This window comes from Chitinophaga cymbidii, from assembly GCF_007992715.1.
GTDB classification, from domain to species: Bacteria; Bacteroidota; Bacteroidia; order Chitinophagales; family Chitinophagaceae; genus Chitinophaga; species Chitinophaga cymbidii.
This window is the reverse complement of record NZ_BKAU01000005.1, coordinates 481969-498243: the sequence shown is the minus strand read 5'-3', so window position 1 is coordinate 498243 and position 16275 is coordinate 481969. Positions and strand designations below refer to the sequence as shown.

The window sequence follows — 16275 nt, the reverse complement described above, 5'->3', positions numbered from 1 at the left end:
AGTCTTACCACATAGCAGGGTGAATTTCATCCTGCAAGTTTTTTTATCAATTAAAGAAAATCCCTATTGACGCTCCGGTTTGTTCGCGTCAATTACTTTCCCGTATTCCATACGTGGCTAATCCCGGTGCGGCATGTTGCCGCAAACGTACCCCCATGCGCTGTAACCTGTGTCAGGTCTGATTTTGGCGCATTCACCACTTATACTACCGGATACCCCTCAACGAAAATAATTTTCCCCTTTTGATTGTTACCTTATCAATTATTTTCCGTCATTATATTATAGATTCTCCGATTTATCTAAATAGACTTCGTACACAAATTATACATGAAAACTTAATCGAGATCATTAATGGATACATTAACTATCAGAAAGAATTTATGCTTCAAAACCATTTCACTGGCCATGGAGACAACGAAGGGGGTAGATATTTTGACAGGCTCTATAAAAATTTCAACAAGGATATCAAAGATTATGCGGGCAAATTGTTTCGCGGCAACAAAGCTGATAAGGAAGATTTCTTGCAGGATTTTTATATAAAACTTTATGAGCTATGCCACCAGCAAGATTTTCAGGAATTCAGGAATGCCAGGGCTTATTTGCTGAAGATGGTTCGGAATTCCTGGCTGGATTACCAGGAAAGTATGCGGGCAAATAAGAAAAAGTTAGAGCGGTACCTCCTCGACGCGGGGGATGCGCTGACTGCGACTGACTTTGAAGATATCCCAACGTACAAGGATATGCTTAAACTTCGCAGCGCAGCGGAAAATGCCATTCACCCCATACGCTGGCGCGAGATCTTTTGTGCTATCGTAGAGGGAGAAAAGTATGCCGGGATTGCCGCCCGCATGGGTTTAACATCCGACATCGTCAAAACCCAGGTATACCTGGCCCGACAGGCAGTCCGCAAATTTTGGGAAGAACAATGTATATAAGCCATTCACTAAATGTGCTTATTAACTAACTAAAAACAAATACTTATTTATGAAAAAGAATGCCGGATACTTTTATAAAGAAATCCCTGAAGATAATTCCACTACTGCACAGGCTCAATGGGCAGCGGTGGTGACAGTTTTAAGCGTACTGCTTTTTAATGCTGCCATGATAGTTGGATTTTGTATGGCGCAAATTTCACAGCCTTCTATTGCGCCATTGCCTGAGCATGAAATGGAAGAACAGCGATCTCATGACAAACGCCCTATTCCGCCTCCCGGCGTGTTCTGGCCTGGGTTGTGAATATTCATAATTAAAACTCCCGAAATAAAAAACGCCTTGTAAACTTTTCATTTACAAGGCGTTTGGCATCTCTTAGTAAACAATTTTCGAACTGGTTTTGCAGATTTAAAATTGCTTTGGCATCTAAAACCATTGTTAGTTACCTAGTGATAATGAAATCTGCATTGAATAATATGCAGCCGCTTGTCTTTGACGGCGTATACCAGCCTGTGTTCATCAGTTATGCGGCGGCTCCAGAAGCCGGAAAGATCTCCCTTCAAGGGTTCCGGTTTTCCAATCCCTTTAAAGGGAGAGCGTAAAGTATCTTTAATAAGGTCATTAACGCGCTGAAGGATTTTTTTGTCCTGTTCCTGCCAATAAAGATAATCTTCCCATGCGTTCGTCTGCCAGACCAGCTCCATGCTTATTTTTCAATAAGTTTATGTTTAACGGATTTCCCCTTATTCATTTCTGCTATTGCCTCTTCCAGCCTTTTCCTGTTAGCTTTGGTGCTGGTCAGATGTAATGTTTCCTGGATAGAATTATATTCATCCAGATCCATTACCACCACATTTTTACCCTGATTTCTGGAAACCACAACGATTTCTCTATCCTCATTTACTGCGTTCAGGTTTTCAGTGAGGTTATTACGAAATTCGGAATAATTAACTACTCTCATAAGTACTTATTTAAGTACAAAAATACGTACAAATAACCAAAGTTCCCAAAATAAAAACGCCTTGTAAATTATTCATTTACAAGGCGTTTGGTGCCCAGAACTGGATTCGAACCAGCACACCCTTGCGGGCGCTGCGACCTGAACACAGTGCGTCTACCAATTTCGCCATCTGGGCAACCGTGTTAGGGAGTGCAAAAGTAAGTACTTTTCAATTATTTCCAAATTTCCGCACTGAATTTTTTTACTGTTAAACAGCAATATTGAACTCGCGAAGCGTGTCGTTCAGGCTGGTTTTCAGGTCTGTGCTGGCTTTACGCTGGCCGATGATCAGCGCGCAGGAAACCTGGTACTCCCCTGCCGGGAATTTCTTTGTATAAGTGCCGGGGATCACCACGCTGCGGGCGGGTACGCGGCCCTTGTACTCTACAGGCTCGGGACCGCTCACGTCGATGATCTTGGTGGATTGGGTCAGCACCACGTTGGCGCCCAGTACCGCTTCTTTTTCCACATGCACACCTTCTACTACAATACAGCGGGAGCCTACGAACACGCCGTCTTCAATGATAACGGGACTTGCCTGCAGGGGTTCCAGTACGCCGCCGATGCCAACACCGCCGCTCAGGTGCACGTTTTTGCCGATCTGCGCGCAGGAGCCTACCGTTGCCCAGGTATCTACCATGGTGCCTTCATCCACATATGCACCGATATTTACATAAGACGGCATGAGGATAACGCCTTTAGAGATATAAGCGCCGTAACGGGCCACGGCATGCGGCACCACGCGAACACCCAGTTCTTTATAGTTGGTTTTGAGCTTCATTTTATCATGGAACTCGAAAGGAGGCAGCTCCATCGTTTCCATCGGCTGAATCGTAAAATACATCAGGATCGCCTGCTTCACCCATTCATTTACCTTCCATCCGTTCTCCGCCGGCTCGGCCACACGCAGTTTGCCTTTGTCCACGGCTTCTATCACGGCCTTTACCGCATCGGAATATTGCGTTTGCTGTAACAGGCTCCGGTCGTTCCAGGCGGCCTGTATTTGTTGCTGTACATCCATTGTCTAAATATTTCCGGCAAAAATAATACAATCGGGGAGAGTTAGGTAATCAAAAGCGCCGGCCGCTTCCTACCGGTTTAAAAATTCCTTCACTTTGGGATGCGTGGCAAGCTTTGCGATCAATAGCACGACGGCTACCGCTTCCAGCACAAAAGCCACCACCATCACCGTATCGCTATGCGGCCAGTGCATGATCTTGAAAAGGGCGCTAACAATAAACGCGAATGCCAGTAAAGCAAGAGACTGTGAGAGTTTCATAAGTAGAAATTATTGGTTCAGGATACAAAATAACAGTATTACTGCGCAGGCTTCCGGTCCGCATGCCCGAGGCTCTTGCCGGGGTTGACCTTGTCGCGCACCAGTTGCTTCACTTCCTTGATCTCCAGAAAATGACCTTCCCTTTTCCGGTCAAATACAATGTCTTCCCCTACCCTTATCTGGTAGCTGCCGGCAATTTCAGCGGGTTGCAGGGTAACGCCGGCGAGGTCTTCTTCAAAAGTAGTGAGCAGCTCCTGCGCCATGTAAGCGGCGCGCAGCAGCCAGCCGCATTTCGGGCAATATGAGATAGTGATAACTGGTTTCATGCTGTAAATGTACTGTTCTGTTTTAAGAAAACCTGCACCTTGTCCCCCGTTCCCATCAGCACTCTTTCAGCCAGACCGGTGAACAGGCCATGTTCCACAACGCCGGTGATATTTTTCAGCCGGGCAGACAGCCGCACCGGATCTTCGATCGTTTTAAAATCCACATCGATGATATAATTGCCTTCATCCGTCACAAAAGGCGCTCCCCTCACCTCCCCCTTGCCGTTGAGCTTTTCCAGCTCATGCAACACGTACCCCGAGGCAAAGGGTATCACTTCCACCGGCAACCTGAATCTGCCAAGCCGCTCCACGTATTTCGAGGCATCCGCGATGATCACCTCCTGCAAGGTCTTCACCGCCACGATCTTCTCCCGGAGCAAAGCTCCACCGCCGCCTTTGATAAGATGCAGCTCCTTCGTGAATTCGTCCGCGCCGTCTATGGTAATGTCGATGTGCGCCACGGAATTGATATCCACCAGGGGAATGGACAGCTCCCGGGCCAGCGCCGCCGTGCTGTTGGACGTAGGCACGCCCTGTATCACAAGCCCCTGCCGTACTCTTTCACCGATCTCGTGAATGGCCAGCACTGCCGTAGAGCCGGTGCCCAGGCCCACTACCTGGTGATCGCGGATCAGCTTCACGGCTTCGCGGGCGGCGTTCTTTTTTTCCTGTTCGGTGGATGATGACATGATGTGCTAATTTAGGTCATTCCTCTGATACATACAGGAAACGGATGCCGTCACTGTCCTGCAGATAACTTTCCGCTTTCTCCTGCCGGAGCATGTCCATCACCCGTATGAGCGTTTTGTAGCGGGCACTGTCACCAAAATGGAAATGGATACCGTGGATGGTATCCATTTCCATTAAAATCCTGCGCATGCCTGTCCTTGCCATATCGAGCTTTATCGCGTCCGTTATTTCATTTCCGGTCAGGCTGATATGGGCATAACTCCGGGGAGGGCAACGCAGCGCCGGGTGCCAGGACATTACCGCTTTCACGCTCCGCCACTTCGGCCGGTCGTACCGCATGGTGTAGGCGATGGTTATGCAGACCGCGGTGATGGCCAGCAGCCAGAAGGCCGTGAGCATAATAAAATAATTGTTCTTCCCTTTTACCAGCTTCATGCCTGTAGAGATGCAGCCGGAAAGGATTTCCACAATTATTGCTCCGCGATCGTAAAAGTCATTTTGTCCTTCAGCTTGCCGCCATTGCTTTGGAAATTGATGCGGTAAATATTATCACCCCAGTTCCGGCGGATGCCTTCGTCTTCCGCGGCCACCAGCGGCACTTTTTCCACTGCTACGGTCAGCGTTTCGGGATAATGCACATAAAAGTCTTTCGACTTGTAATGGATCACCAGTACGCCGGGTTTCACGGGCTCCGCGGGATAGCAGGTCATCAAATGCTGCGTGATCCCTTCGTTCTTTTTCAGCTCGAACATATCTTCCACCACCACGTTCTTTCCCTTGTTCAGCCGCACCTGCCGCTGCCATTTGCTGATACCCGCATCAGCGGGGTATGACGGGGCAATGTCCATGGTCATTTCGCTGAAGGAGCGGCCGGAGCGGTAAGCAACGGCCGTTGCCTTGAACCGTGCGCCGGGCGGCTGCGTGTGCCCGTTCACGGTAGGAACGTTATGAAAATCGGAGCAGTTGTACCAGATATCATACCGCCTGGAGCTGAAGGTCTTTTCCGTATAAGTGCCGCTGCCGATATCGATCAGCAGGGGCAGGCCATTGTAATACACCACGTAGTTGCCGATGTCGTTATGATTATGGCTTTCATCGTTGTTACCGCCTTTTGCGGCCACAAAGAAACCGCCGGTGCTGCCCGCTTTATCGCGCGAGGCCATCACCTGCAAGTCCGGCCACCAGGTATCCGCGGGATATGGCAGTCCTTTTTCCGCGCTGTTAAATTCATCCTGCATGAACATGGAGAAGAAATTGCGGAAAAAGTGGAACCTGCCGAGGTTCGCCTTGTCGTCGTTCTTCAGGTAGTAAGCGCCGAACTTCATCATGGCGGGGTCCTGTATGGCTTTGCCGTAGCGGTAGATCATGCTTCCGGCCATGCCCGGTTTGGGCGAGGCGTCCGCGAAGTTGATGAAATACTGTTCGCTGATCTGCGCCTTGTAGATGAACTGACCCATGTTGCGCACTTTCTCGTCCTTGTACGCATAATCAAAGGCGTTGTTGCTGGCGAGGTTGAGCAGGGACAGGTTATCGTACAGCGATGCGGCGGCAGCCCCCCAGTAGCCCGGCCCCTCATCGCAGCCGCCGTCCAGCGGATGCGGGTTCAGGAACGCATCCAGCACATGCAGCATTTTGTTGATGCCCGCCACGCGCAGCGTATCGTTCTTTTCCAGCAGCAGCAAGGCGTTGAGCCAGTTGGAGCAGATCCAGGGATTCCAGTTGTTAGGGCGGCGCCCGGCGGCGTTGGCGGCCATCCAGCCGTGGCGTTTCGTCATCAGCGGCTGAAAAATGCGGCGGTTCGTTTCGTAATAGATACGCTTCCGCACCTGTGGCGATACCGCGTCCAGCTGATCGCCCAGCAGGTAATCCGCCCAGGCGAGATAAGTAGCTGTTTCCGCCGCGAAGAGGTCTACAAATGGGGCGGACACATCCACCAGTCCGCCGTACTCCTTCCCTTTAGGCAGATGTGCCGAAGCGCCCCAAAAAGATTCCTCGCAGATGGACCATATGCCGTTGATGATCTGGTCTGTGAAACGGCCTTTGTTCTCGTATGCTTCCGCGATGATCAGCACACCCAGCACCTGCCGCTTTTGAAAGCTGATGTGTTCGTATTCGCTCCTGTTGCCAGTGCGCGCGATGAGCATGGATTTGACGGCGGGAATGCCGGGCCAGTTGAATTTCAAAAATCCTTCCGCTCGTCGTACAATGGCCTTTATGGTTTCAGGATCGGCTTTGGCCCATCCGGCCTGATCTCCCGCGCGCGGAAAAGGTTTCCATTCCGCCTGCGGCACCAGTACTCCGGCCAGTTGCGCGGGCGTGAACCTGCCGCTGAGCAGGTTCTGCTGCTGTGCGTTTACGGGCGCATAACCTGCCAGCAGCAGGCAGGCCAGTAAAAATATTCTTGTCATTTTTCCCATTTTTCGAGTGGTTGTGTAAATGGACTGTCCTGTACTTTGCCGCCGGCATGAAATGCCACCACAATCCGCGCTGTTGCTGCCGCCGGCAGATGCACGGTCAGTTTGGAAATGCCTTTGTTCGGATTGTCTTCCTCCGGATCGGGGGAAGATGGCAGCGGCGTGGCCGGCATCACGCTGAAAGCCGCGCCGGCGGGCGCCAGCAAGGTGGCGGTATATTGCTTCCCGTTTTGCGAGAACGTAGCGGTTCTTTTATTGCGGCCGAGCGACACCTCCGCTTTCGTATGTGCGAACCAGTAAATATCGGAAGGCCGGGCGCTGGCGATCTCATCCTGTATGATCACCGCGCCGGTTTTCTTCAGCAGCGCAATGCCGCGCTTCACGGATGTGGCCTGCGTTGCATAAGCAGGCGTGAGGTCCATGACGGCGTAAGCCGCGTCGTTCCGGCTTTTGAATGCTGTGATCTTCGCTTCGGCGCGCGGGTCCTGATCTTCTTCCTTACCGGGGTTGATCAACACTGTATTGTGCGCTTCCGCGCGGTTGCGGTAATACTCCCAGCGTTTGCCGCCTTTGGCGGAATTGAAATATCCGGGCATGTTATAGTTATCCGCCCCGAGGTCTACCACCCAACGCTCGCCCTGTGCGTCGAGGATGAAGCTGCCGAGGTCGAGGTGACTGTGATTGGCCTTGTTATCCCCGGCTTTGAAAGATATAAATGTAGCATCGGGATCGTTCCACCGGCTGCGCATGGAAGCAACCTCGGCTATACGAAAATATCCGTCCGGCGGCAGTTGCGGCGCTGATCGCAGCAGGGCGGCATCATACCAGAGCAATGCAAAAGGATCGGCCACCTGGAAACTGTGCAGGTATTGCGCAACTTCCGGCTGGTTAAACCGTTTGGCGAACCAGTATAGCTGTGCGCCCTTGATGGGGCTGTCACCGCCATCCGCATAATTGAAAGAGCGGTTAATGGGACTGTTCAGATATAAGGGGAACAGGCCGGTTTTGGAAAAGCCTTCTATGGCTGAAAGGCCAAAATCCTTTCCCAGCGCGCTTTGCATGGCGGCGATGATCGCCACGTTGTAGCGGGTGGCGTAGTTCCAGTAGCCGGGCCCTTCATTCCAGGCGCCGTCCGGCGCAAAATGATGCATGGCCAGCGGGAGGTATTCCACCACATATTTCAATATTTCATTCGCCAGCTTCGGCTCTTCATCCGCAATAGCCAGTGCGCCCACGCCAATGCCGCCGTTACACACCTGGTTCCAGTTATGCGGCACTTTGGGCCACCAGCTGGTTTCCCGGGTAGCCAAGCCCTGGTAAGCCAGCAGCGCATGTGATAATCCTTTTTCGATGATCGCGGAGCGGATGATCTTCCGCCGGTCTTTATCGAGATAATGAAAAAGCCAGTCGTACCCGATCGCAAACGCATACGTCATCTCCCCCACATCCAGGAAGTGCGTAGGATTCCAGTCCGGGAACTGCGAGGCGGCCAGCAGCTCATTCCAGGCGCGCGCGGCAAAACGTTCTTCGCCGGAAACATTGTACAGCAGCGCGAGGGTGGCTACGCGGTCCACTACCCTTCTGCTGGTAGCCAGCAGGCGTTTGCCGTCGGGGATCACGTAAATGGACGGTGGAGCTTTCAGCAGCTCTTCGCCCTGCGCATACAGTTTTGCATACGCGGTTTTCATATAATCATCCGTTTCTTTCGCGGCGGCGATCCTTTTGAAATCATCCGTTGTGGCGATCAGCCGCGGATGTTCTTTGCGGAGGCCGGCCAGCAGCGGTTCCTGTCCGGATGAAGCGGTCGTGCACAGGATAAGGAGCGATAAAAAAAAGTAGCGCATGGTCGTTATTTTTTGATCAGAATGTCCATTCCGTAAGGGTCATCATATCATTGTGAAAATCCTTGTAGCGGTTGTGCAGCGGTTGCTGGTCCACGCTGGGGAACTTTTTGCCGGCGACGGCGGACAGCTCAAGGTAACCTTTATGGTCCGCCGGCTTGATCTGCTGATGTTTCCAGTCTTTTTCACCGGCCGCGTACGGCAACATCCAGGCGTAGGCTTTGCGTAGGCTTTTTTTGCCGGGGGATTCAAAATTCCACAGATCGATGCCCACATTTTCCGCCAGCATCGCCAGCTCAAAAAATCCTTTCAGGTTCATCTGCGAATAGCTCCATGACAAGGTGCGGGCCAGCTCGTGCGGCTGGCTGCCGTCTTCCTTCAGCTGACTTTCGATACGCTTTTCGGTCTGCTCTTCCAGCAGCTGTTTTGCCAGCGCGGGCTGTTCCGTGAACAGCGCCATCGCTACGGTCTGCACGTCGTACCAGGTGCCGTGGTTGTTGTGCTCGTCCGCTTCGTCCAGTCCGATGGGACTGGTGCGCATCCATTGCAGAAAATCCCGGTACCATGATTGTATACCCGCATACTCCGAAGGTTTCAGCGCGGAGGAGTTCTTTAGCAGCTGAACACCGTCGATCAGTTTTGCAAGGTTCCGCGTGTCGATAATGCCAATGCCTCTTCCATCCGTGCGGCCCGGAATAGCCTGACCGAAATTGAGGTGCGGGTTCATGCGGGTGGACGGATCGAGGAACCAGGTGCGCAGCAGCTTTGCCGCATGCGCGGCGTATTTTTCATCGGCGGTAAAGAACCAGGCCAATCCCAATGTGTACACATCCTTACATAAGGCGTTGTGATATTCCGCATCGCGGATGGCGTACCGCTCGGGGTTCACCTGGCCGTCTTTCCGGATGTAAGGCAGTCCGTCCGCCTTCGTGGGATCCGGCCACCAGTAAGGCCCCACGCTCATGTAATCATGTTTGTCGCCGCTTGCGGGGGCCTTGCTTTTATACGTAACGGAGTAAGGCCCCTGTGTGAGCGCTTTGTCCGCGTCTTTCAGCAAAGTGGCCAGCGCCTGCTTCATAACAGGATCGCCCTGCTTTATTTTTTCCCTGGATGCGAGCAGCACCTCCGGCTTCAGCAGAAAGGTCGGGGGACCGGCGCTGACAGCGGACAATGAGCAAAACAGCAGCAGGAATGATAGTAACTTTTGCATAACGTTTCATTAAAATGCAAATACAGGGGCCGTGTTCGGACAGCCCCTGTATTTTCTGATGATGTTTATTGCATGGTATAGCGCTTCATGCTGATCGTTGCGGTTTTTGAGCCGTTGTTGACATTGTTGACGAAAATGTAGGCCCGGTATTTCCCGTCCGCCGTTTCCACCCATGCGCCCGCTTCTTTCTTCAGGTTGACGGCGAAGTTGGGCGCGTCGGTGAAACTTTTCTGCTCGAAGTCCGGATCATCGATATAGATACCGAATTCGAGCCGGGCGAGGTGTCTGTCCCGCAGGGCCCAGGTCTTGATGATCTTCGTATTCCTGTCAACACCCGCGGGCAGCGTAACACCCGGAAGATATTGCGGATCTGCGGCAGGTGCAACCAGTGCGTGATTGAAGGTCAATCCGGCTGGTGTACGGTAGAGATACACGAGATCTATCTTCTCCGGGTTGGCGGTGGCTTCCGCGGCGGTGTAGACCGCCATGTCCTCAATGGAAATATAACAGGCCGCGGCGTCTGTTGCCGCCATGTCCAGCTTCATATCCATTTTAGAGATGGTGTAAGGCCCCATGGAAAGGGACACCGCTTCGCCGTTGCTGCTTTTAGCGGAGAAGGTGAAGTTGACCGTTTTCCCGCGCGCTTCTTCCGGTATCCGGTAAAAATAGCGGAGAGTGGCGGCGCTGGTGTCTTTGTTGAAAGTCACGCTGGTAGTAGTGCCGTTGGTGGTGGAAGGTTCCGCTACCGGTACGCCGGTGTCTATGCCGCCGTTGGGATCGGTGAAGAACGAACGGTGTTCCAGGTACGTTCCCGTGGCGCCGGCGATTGATGCTTCCGCCTGCGCGGAAACCAGCTTGCCCTGATCCGGCAGGATGGCCATGGCGTAGGCAAACTCGATGTTAAGCCCTATTACATTCGGCCCCAGCGTGCGCTTGATCGCATCGTTCTGCAACCCGCTCTGCGGCGTGGGCAATGCATAGTCATCATCCTTGCATCCTGCCGCCAGCAGTAATGGCAGGCAGAATGATATATATAAAAATGATCTGAATGACATAATCGTTGATTTAAGTATTACAAACTATTGCTGAACGGAAACAAGAACGGTATATGTTTTCCGTACCTGTCTGTTGCCGGACACTACCGTGTATTGCCGCGGGTTGGCGAGGTCGGAGAAATCCGTTTTACCGGCTATTTTCGGGTCCAGCTTCGCGTCCGTTACCAGGGAGAACCGCGGGTAGAGGTTCCGGAGATCGGTGCCGAAGAACACTTCTATATTGATGGTGCAGGCGACTGTATCGATCGTTGGATTTTTCGTTCTCACGGTCTGATGGTCCGCTCCCCACAGGTCGAAATCACTCACATAACATTCCGCGCGGTTGGTGATCAGCAGCCCGTCCTCATCCACCGGATGTTCTTTTTTGCATCCTGCCCAGGCCAGTGCCGCCAGGAGGACGGCCACGATTATTTTCATATGTCTTTTCATCTCTTTCATGTTTTAGGTTATAACCAGGGTGTGTTCTGTGTGAGCTTCGGGTTACGGTCCCGCTCACCTGGCGGTATCCTGAAGATGTAGTTTTGCTGGTACGTTCTTTCAGGCGTGTTCTGGTAATAGCGGCTCACGATCTCGCCATGCGTATCGATCCGCAGCACGGCATCTCCGTACGGCGGGCCCCACACTCTTTCCAGCGCTCTCCAGCGGCGGAGATCGAATCCACGATGGCCTTCACCGATCAGCTCAATGATCCTTTCCTGCTCAATGGCGTCGAAGAACACTTCCTTGTTCGCCGTTTTCGTACCGCTTAATGGCGGAAGATTACCGCGGTGGCGGATCTTGTTCAGCAGGTTGATCGCGTCCGGCTGCGGGCCGTTCACGGCGTTGGTGGCTTCGGCGTACATGAGGTACACATCCGCCAGGCGCATCACAGGCCAGGCGTAGTTCCCGTCGCTGCGGCCGAGGCCCGGCGTATTGCGCACGAACTTGCGGAATACATAGCCGGAGTTGCTGCCGTCCGTATTATAGGAAATGTATTTTTCACCGTTGATGATCACTTCCTGGTTGCCGGCTTTGTATATCCAGGGCACCCAGTTGGTGACTTTCAGCGAGGCGAAGCCGAGGCTCATTTCGTAATCCCACTGGATGGTGGACTTCATGCGGTAGTCCCGGTCCACATAGCTTTGCGGATTAACGGCAGAGCGGTCGGCCGTTCTGGCGCCGGGCGTGGCGGGGTTCATGGGTATCAGCGGCGGCGCAAAATCGCCGGTGGAGATAAGTTGGTAGCGGTCCGCTATTTCATAACGCGGCGTGATCCAGCACTGGGAGCCTTCGTGGTTACGGCCCGCGAAATCCCTCATCAGCTCTTCTCCCTGGTTGGTGCCGGTACCGCCGTGAGCGAAACTCATGATGATCTCGGGGTCTCCGTTGGCGATTGGCGTGAAGAGGTAGTAATAGTTCGGCAGCTTCTCCGCCAGGCCGGGGGGATCGATCTCTCCCGGTTCACCGCCACGGAACAATTCCAGTCCGTAGTCATTGATCACTTTGCGGAAATCTTCCGCCGCGGCATTGTATGCGGCAGTAGCTGCGGCGGCGTCCGGTACGAAGCCCTGCAGTTCAGGCCATCCGAACTGGTTCCAGCAGGCCCAGTACAGCTGCAGCTTTCCGCGGAACGCGAGCGCAGCCGGTTTGGAAGCGCGGCCCGGCTCGGATGCATCCGGCGGCAACTTGTCAAATGCGTAGTCAAAATCCGCGATGATGGAATCTTTCACCTGGCCGATCGGCAATCTCGCCAGATCCGCCACTTCCGCATTGCTGTTGATCACCTTGCTGAAGTAAGGCACATCTCCCCACATGGAGATCAGCCGGAAATATATCATTCCGCGCAGCAGGCGCGCTTCGCCGATCACTCTTTCCAGTTCCGGCAAAGAAGTGGCCGTGGCATTGGGCAGCATGCGCTGTACATTTTCTATCACATAGTTCGTACGGGTGACGCCGCCATACAGGTAACGGTACATCTTGTCGAAATACTGACCATAACCCGAAGGGGCATACGCACTGCTGGCCGAGCTGGCATGATAGGCATCTCCTCTCTGAAGATTGCCGTTCGTTACGGCGTTGCCGCGGTTCCGCACATATTCACCGTGCCCGTCAAAATAATAATCACGGTCGAACAGCGGGCGTACGTCCGCATACGCGCCCATCAATGCGATGGTGGCGTCCGCTTCTGTTTTCCAGAAGGCGTTGGCGCCCAGGTCTGTCGTTGGTTGCTGATCGAGCAGGTCTTTTACGCAGGATGTTGCAAAAATGATGACACCTGCCAACACTGCCGTCAAGCTTATAATAGTTTGATTCTTTTTCATGGTTACAACATTTTAGAGGCCCACGTTGACGCCGATGGAATAAGATTTGTTCAGCGGGTATGCATTGCTTCTGTTGCCGGTAAGCTCGGGGTCAAGCCCGCGGTAGCTGGTAATGGTGGCTACATTCTCGGTAGAGCCGAAAATGCGGAAGCTGTTCACCCCGATCCTTTTCAGGAGGTTTTGCGGGATCGTATATCCTACCTGGATGTTCTTCAGCCGGATGTAGCTCAGGTCATCCAGCCAGAAGGTGGTTTCTTCCCTGTTGGAGCTTCCGAGCAGGCGGGGCCAGGCGCCGCCGCGGTTCTCCCAGGACCAGGGGTTGTTCCAGTGCTCCCAGGTGAAGGCGTAGCGTTGCTGGCCGTAGTTCACGTTGTTATAGTTATTGATCCAGTAGTCTTTGCGCCCGGTAGCGGCGGTGAAAAGAAAAGCAACGTCAATGCCTTTCCAGCCGAGGTTCACGTTCAGCGCGGCATTCGTCGTTGGCCGGTCGCGCTGCAGATTGGGATACGCTTTCTTGTCATCTCCCGTGATCCTGCCGTCGCCGTTCAGGTCCTTGCGCAGAATATCTCCCGGCGAAGCACCTTGTGGCGTGGCATTGTAAACGTCTTCCCAGGTTTGTGCAATGCCCAGGTCTTCATACGTGTATACAAAGTGGTACGGCATGTTGATGAACGTGTAGCCTTTACCGAGGAATTCATTCCATTTTTCAAGATTGGTGGCGTTGTAGGAAGCGTTCAGGTTGACGCCGTAACGGAACTCTCCCACTTTGTCTGACCAGGTGATATTCGCTTCCACACCACGGTTGCGCAGGTTGCCCATGTTCGCGCGCGGCGCTTCATAGGCACCTGTCAGTAAAATGGACATCTCGGAGCTTTGCAGCATGCCTTTCGTGAGGCGGTTGTAATAGTCCAGCTCTGCGGTCAGCCTGTTGTCAAGAAAAGCAAGATCAAGACCGATATTGAAGACCGTATTGGCCTCCCATGTCAGGTCGCGGTTCACCATTTTGCGGTATACGAATCCTCTTACGATATCCTCTCCGCTCATGTAGTTGCTGGTGTTCAGCGTTTCCTGCTGCTCATATCTGCCTACACCGGAGTTGTTACCCAGTCCACCGTAAGAAACCCGCAGCTTGCCGCTGTTCATGAAGCGGCTGGTGAAAGGCTTGATAAAGGATTCTTCCGTAAAGCGCCACCCGACCGCCGCGGACGAAAACAGGCCGTACTGGCTGCCCGGCAGGAATTTGGAGGAACCGTCGTAACGGAAATTCGCTTCAAAAAGATATTTGTTGAAAGCGGTGTAATTAAGGCGGCCGATGTAGGAACGTAAGCCTTCGGCGCTGGAGTTACCGCCGGCGCTTTGTATGTCGGTCAATGCCGCATCCACTTCGTGCAGGGAGGGATGCAGGCGGTCGTTCCTGCTGGAGGATTGGGAGCGGGTGTACCAGTATTCTTCGCTGTAAACGCCCATCACGGAAAGCTCGTGGTTCTTGCCGAAAGTATTCTGGTAGCTGAGCCGTCCGTTCATCAGCGTTTTATAACCGGTGTTGGTGAAGTTGCCGATGCCGGCATTTTCGCCCACGTAGATACGCCCGCCGAAAGTGTTCGTCTGGAAGTTAAAGGCCTGGTTGGGCATGTTGGCATTCCAGCGGAACTGGTTGTTGTACGTGAGAATGTAATCAACGCGGCCGGTGAGCCCTTTCACGGGCGACCAGTCGAAGTAAATGGAACCGTTGGCTTCCTGGCGGTTCATACGGCTGAGGGTGTTCATATACACCGTGTACGGGTTATACGCCTGCGCGTCTTCGCCATACGCCATTACACCGCCGTAGTGGCCGGATACAGGATCGTAGGGCGTGATACCGGCGATAGCGTATTGCAGGTCGAAGCCCGCTGTATTAGTAGGTGCATCATCGGTAAAACCGTCTTCCAGCGCATAGGTGAGCTTGGACCAGTTGCCGTTGAAGCGCACGCCCACGTTCATGTTCTTGCGTATCTTATAATCGTAGTTGAAACGCGCGTTGTAGAGCTTGTAGTCGTTATTGATCTGCAAACCCTTTTCATCCTGTACGCCCACGGAAATGAAGAAGTTGGAGTTTTCTCCGCCGCCGGAAGCCGAAACGTTATAGTTCTGGATGTTGCCGGTGCGGGAGATCACATCCCACCAGTCCGTGTTCGGATACCGCAGCGGATCTATCATGCCCAGGGCCATCCACTGATCGATCGTACCGTTTTTGAACTGCCAGGCCGCGGGTTGCTGGCTTACGGCGGCGCCGCGCTGGTGCATGGTGAGCGCACGCGGATAATCCGCCATGAACTGATAAGCCTTTGTAGGCTTTACGATGGCGAGGTTGCCATTAAAATTGATCTGCGCTTTTCTCATGCCTTTACCGGATTTGGTAGTGATGAGAATAACGCCGTTCGCGGCGCGGGAGCCGTAAACAGATGCGGAGGTGGCGTCTTTCAGCACGGAAATGCTTTCGATATCATTTAGGTTGATGCGGTTGATATCCACATCCGGCATGCCGTCCACCACGATCAGCGGGTTGGCGTTGTTCACTGTCCCCAGGCCGCGGATCAGCAGCGTGGCCGAGTTCCGGCCCGCCATGCCAGATGACTGGTTTACAGCGAGGCCCGGCACCATGCCGGACAAAGCGGAGGACGCATTGGGCAATGCGCGTCCCGCGATCTTTTCGTCTACTTTCACGGCAGACACGGCGCCCACGAGGTTTACCTTTTTCTGGGTGCCATATCCAACAACAACAACCTCACCCAGCGCTTTCTGGTCTGACCGCAGCACGATGTTGCGCGTGCTGGCGCCGGTGAATGCCGCCTCCTGTCTGGCATAACCAATGAAGGAAAATTCCAGTACACCGCTGTTGGCATTACTGCGCAGGGTGTAGTTGCCGTTGGCGTCGGTGGTGGTGCCGGTTCCCGTACCTTTTAAGGCTACGGTAACACCTGGCAACGGCAGGTTGTGTTCGTCTGTTACACGTCCTTTAATAACAACGGACTGTTGCTGGAAGAACGCAGCCGGCGCTGTAGCAGGTGGCAGACACAGGGCGGCCGGAGCCATCGCCCATAATATCCACCTGGCATGTAGCCAGCGCGGGCACAAAGAGAGTGGGAAACTGTTTAACATAACGCTTTATTTTAAGGGAAGGCAATACAACGTCATTATGCCGGTTTCCGACCGGCATTCAGCTGAACAAGTCAGCGCAATGCAAACGT

General features: G+C 53.2%; 16 protein-coding genes and 1 tRNA gene. 2 read left to right on the top strand and 15 right to left on the bottom strand.

Annotated features, from left to right (window positions below):
• Positions 1 to 380 precede the first annotated feature (380 nt).
• Complete coding sequence (locus CCY01nite_RS20665; protein ID WP_146865780.1) at positions 381 to 935, top strand: RNA polymerase sigma factor; 555 nt, start codon at positions 381 to 383, stop codon at positions 933 to 935.
• 49 nt (positions 936 to 984) lie between these two features.
• Complete coding sequence (locus CCY01nite_RS20660) at positions 985 to 1236, top strand: hypothetical protein (RefSeq protein ID WP_146865778.1); 252 nt, start codon at positions 985 to 987, stop codon at positions 1234 to 1236.
• 143 nt (positions 1237 to 1379) lie between these two features.
• On the opposite strand, the gene CCY01nite_RS20655 is transcribed toward CCY01nite_RS20660, so the two are convergent.
• From CCY01nite_RS20655 to CCY01nite_RS20585, 15 genes are all read right to left on the bottom strand, one after another.
• Positions 1380 to 1637, bottom strand: coding sequence for a Txe/YoeB family addiction module toxin (locus CCY01nite_RS20655; RefSeq protein WP_146865776.1), 258 nt, complete (start codon positions 1635 to 1637; stop codon positions 1380 to 1382).
• A 2-nt stretch (positions 1638 to 1639) separates the two neighbouring features.
• Complete coding sequence (locus CCY01nite_RS20650; RefSeq protein WP_146865774.1) at positions 1640 to 1894, bottom strand: type II toxin-antitoxin system Phd/YefM family antitoxin; 255 nt, start codon at positions 1892 to 1894, stop codon at positions 1640 to 1642.
• Between the two features lie 88 nt (positions 1895 to 1982).
• Positions 1983 to 2069, bottom strand: a tRNA-Leu gene (locus CCY01nite_RS20645).
• Positions 2070 to 2141: 72 nt separating this feature from the next.
• Positions 2142 to 2954: a 2,3,4,5-tetrahydropyridine-2,6-dicarboxylate N-succinyltransferase gene (locus tag CCY01nite_RS20640; RefSeq protein ID WP_146865772.1), complete on the bottom strand. Its 813-nt coding sequence runs from the start codon at positions 2952 to 2954 to the stop codon at positions 2142 to 2144.
• A 69-nt stretch (positions 2955 to 3023) separates the two neighbouring features.
• Positions 3024 to 3212, bottom strand: a complete 189-nt coding sequence (locus CCY01nite_RS20635) for a GldL-related protein (protein WP_146865769.1) — start codon at positions 3210 to 3212, stop codon at positions 3024 to 3026.
• Positions 3213 to 3250: 38 nt separating this feature from the next.
• Entirely contained in the window at positions 3251 to 3538 is a 288-nt protein-coding gene (locus CCY01nite_RS20630; protein WP_146865767.1) for an Rdx family protein, read from the bottom strand.
• Positions 3535 to 4227, bottom strand: a complete 693-nt coding sequence (rpiA, locus tag CCY01nite_RS20625; RefSeq protein ID WP_146865765.1) for a ribose-5-phosphate isomerase RpiA — start codon at positions 4225 to 4227, stop codon at positions 3535 to 3537. The genes CCY01nite_RS20630 and rpiA overlap by 4 nt, the downstream gene beginning before the upstream one ends.
• Before the next feature lie 16 nt (positions 4228 to 4243).
• A complete protein-coding gene (locus CCY01nite_RS20620) occupies positions 4244 to 4696 on the bottom strand; it encodes a hypothetical protein (protein ID WP_146865758.1) in 453 nt (150 codons plus the stop codon).
• Positions 4697 to 4698: 2 nt separating this feature from the next.
• Positions 4699 to 6636, bottom strand: a complete 1938-nt coding sequence (locus CCY01nite_RS20615; RefSeq protein WP_146865756.1) for a heparinase II/III domain-containing protein — start codon at positions 6634 to 6636, stop codon at positions 4699 to 4701.
• Positions 6633 to 8486, bottom strand: a complete 1854-nt coding sequence (locus CCY01nite_RS20610) for a heparinase II/III domain-containing protein (RefSeq protein ID WP_146865754.1) — start codon at positions 8484 to 8486, stop codon at positions 6633 to 6635. The genes CCY01nite_RS20615 and CCY01nite_RS20610 overlap by 4 nt, the downstream gene beginning before the upstream one ends.
• A 16-nt stretch (positions 8487 to 8502) precedes the next feature.
• Entirely contained in the window at positions 8503 to 9693 is a 1191-nt protein-coding gene (locus CCY01nite_RS20605) for an alginate lyase family protein (RefSeq protein WP_146865752.1), read from the bottom strand.
• A 65-nt stretch (positions 9694 to 9758) separates the two neighbouring features.
• Positions 9759 to 10748 carry a DUF4466 family protein gene (locus CCY01nite_RS20600; protein WP_146865750.1) on the bottom strand — a complete coding sequence of 330 codons (990 nt, stop codon included), beginning with the start codon at positions 10746 to 10748 and terminating at the stop codon, positions 9759 to 9761.
• 24 nt (positions 10749 to 10772) lie between these two features.
• Positions 10773 to 11177: an SGBP N-terminal domain-containing protein gene (locus CCY01nite_RS20595; protein WP_246129990.1), complete on the bottom strand. Its 405-nt coding sequence runs from the start codon at positions 11175 to 11177 to the stop codon at positions 10773 to 10775.
• A gap of 17 nt (positions 11178 to 11194) precedes the next feature.
• Entirely contained in the window at positions 11195 to 13048 is a 1854-nt protein-coding gene (locus CCY01nite_RS20590) for a RagB/SusD family nutrient uptake outer membrane protein (RefSeq protein WP_146865748.1), read from the bottom strand.
• Positions 13049 to 13060: 12 nt separating this feature from the next.
• Positions 13061 to 16186 carry a SusC/RagA family TonB-linked outer membrane protein gene (locus tag CCY01nite_RS20585; protein ID WP_146865746.1) on the bottom strand — a complete coding sequence of 1042 codons (3126 nt, stop codon included), beginning with the start codon at positions 16184 to 16186 and terminating at the stop codon, positions 13061 to 13063.
• Between the last annotated feature and the right edge of the window lie 89 nt (positions 16187 to 16275).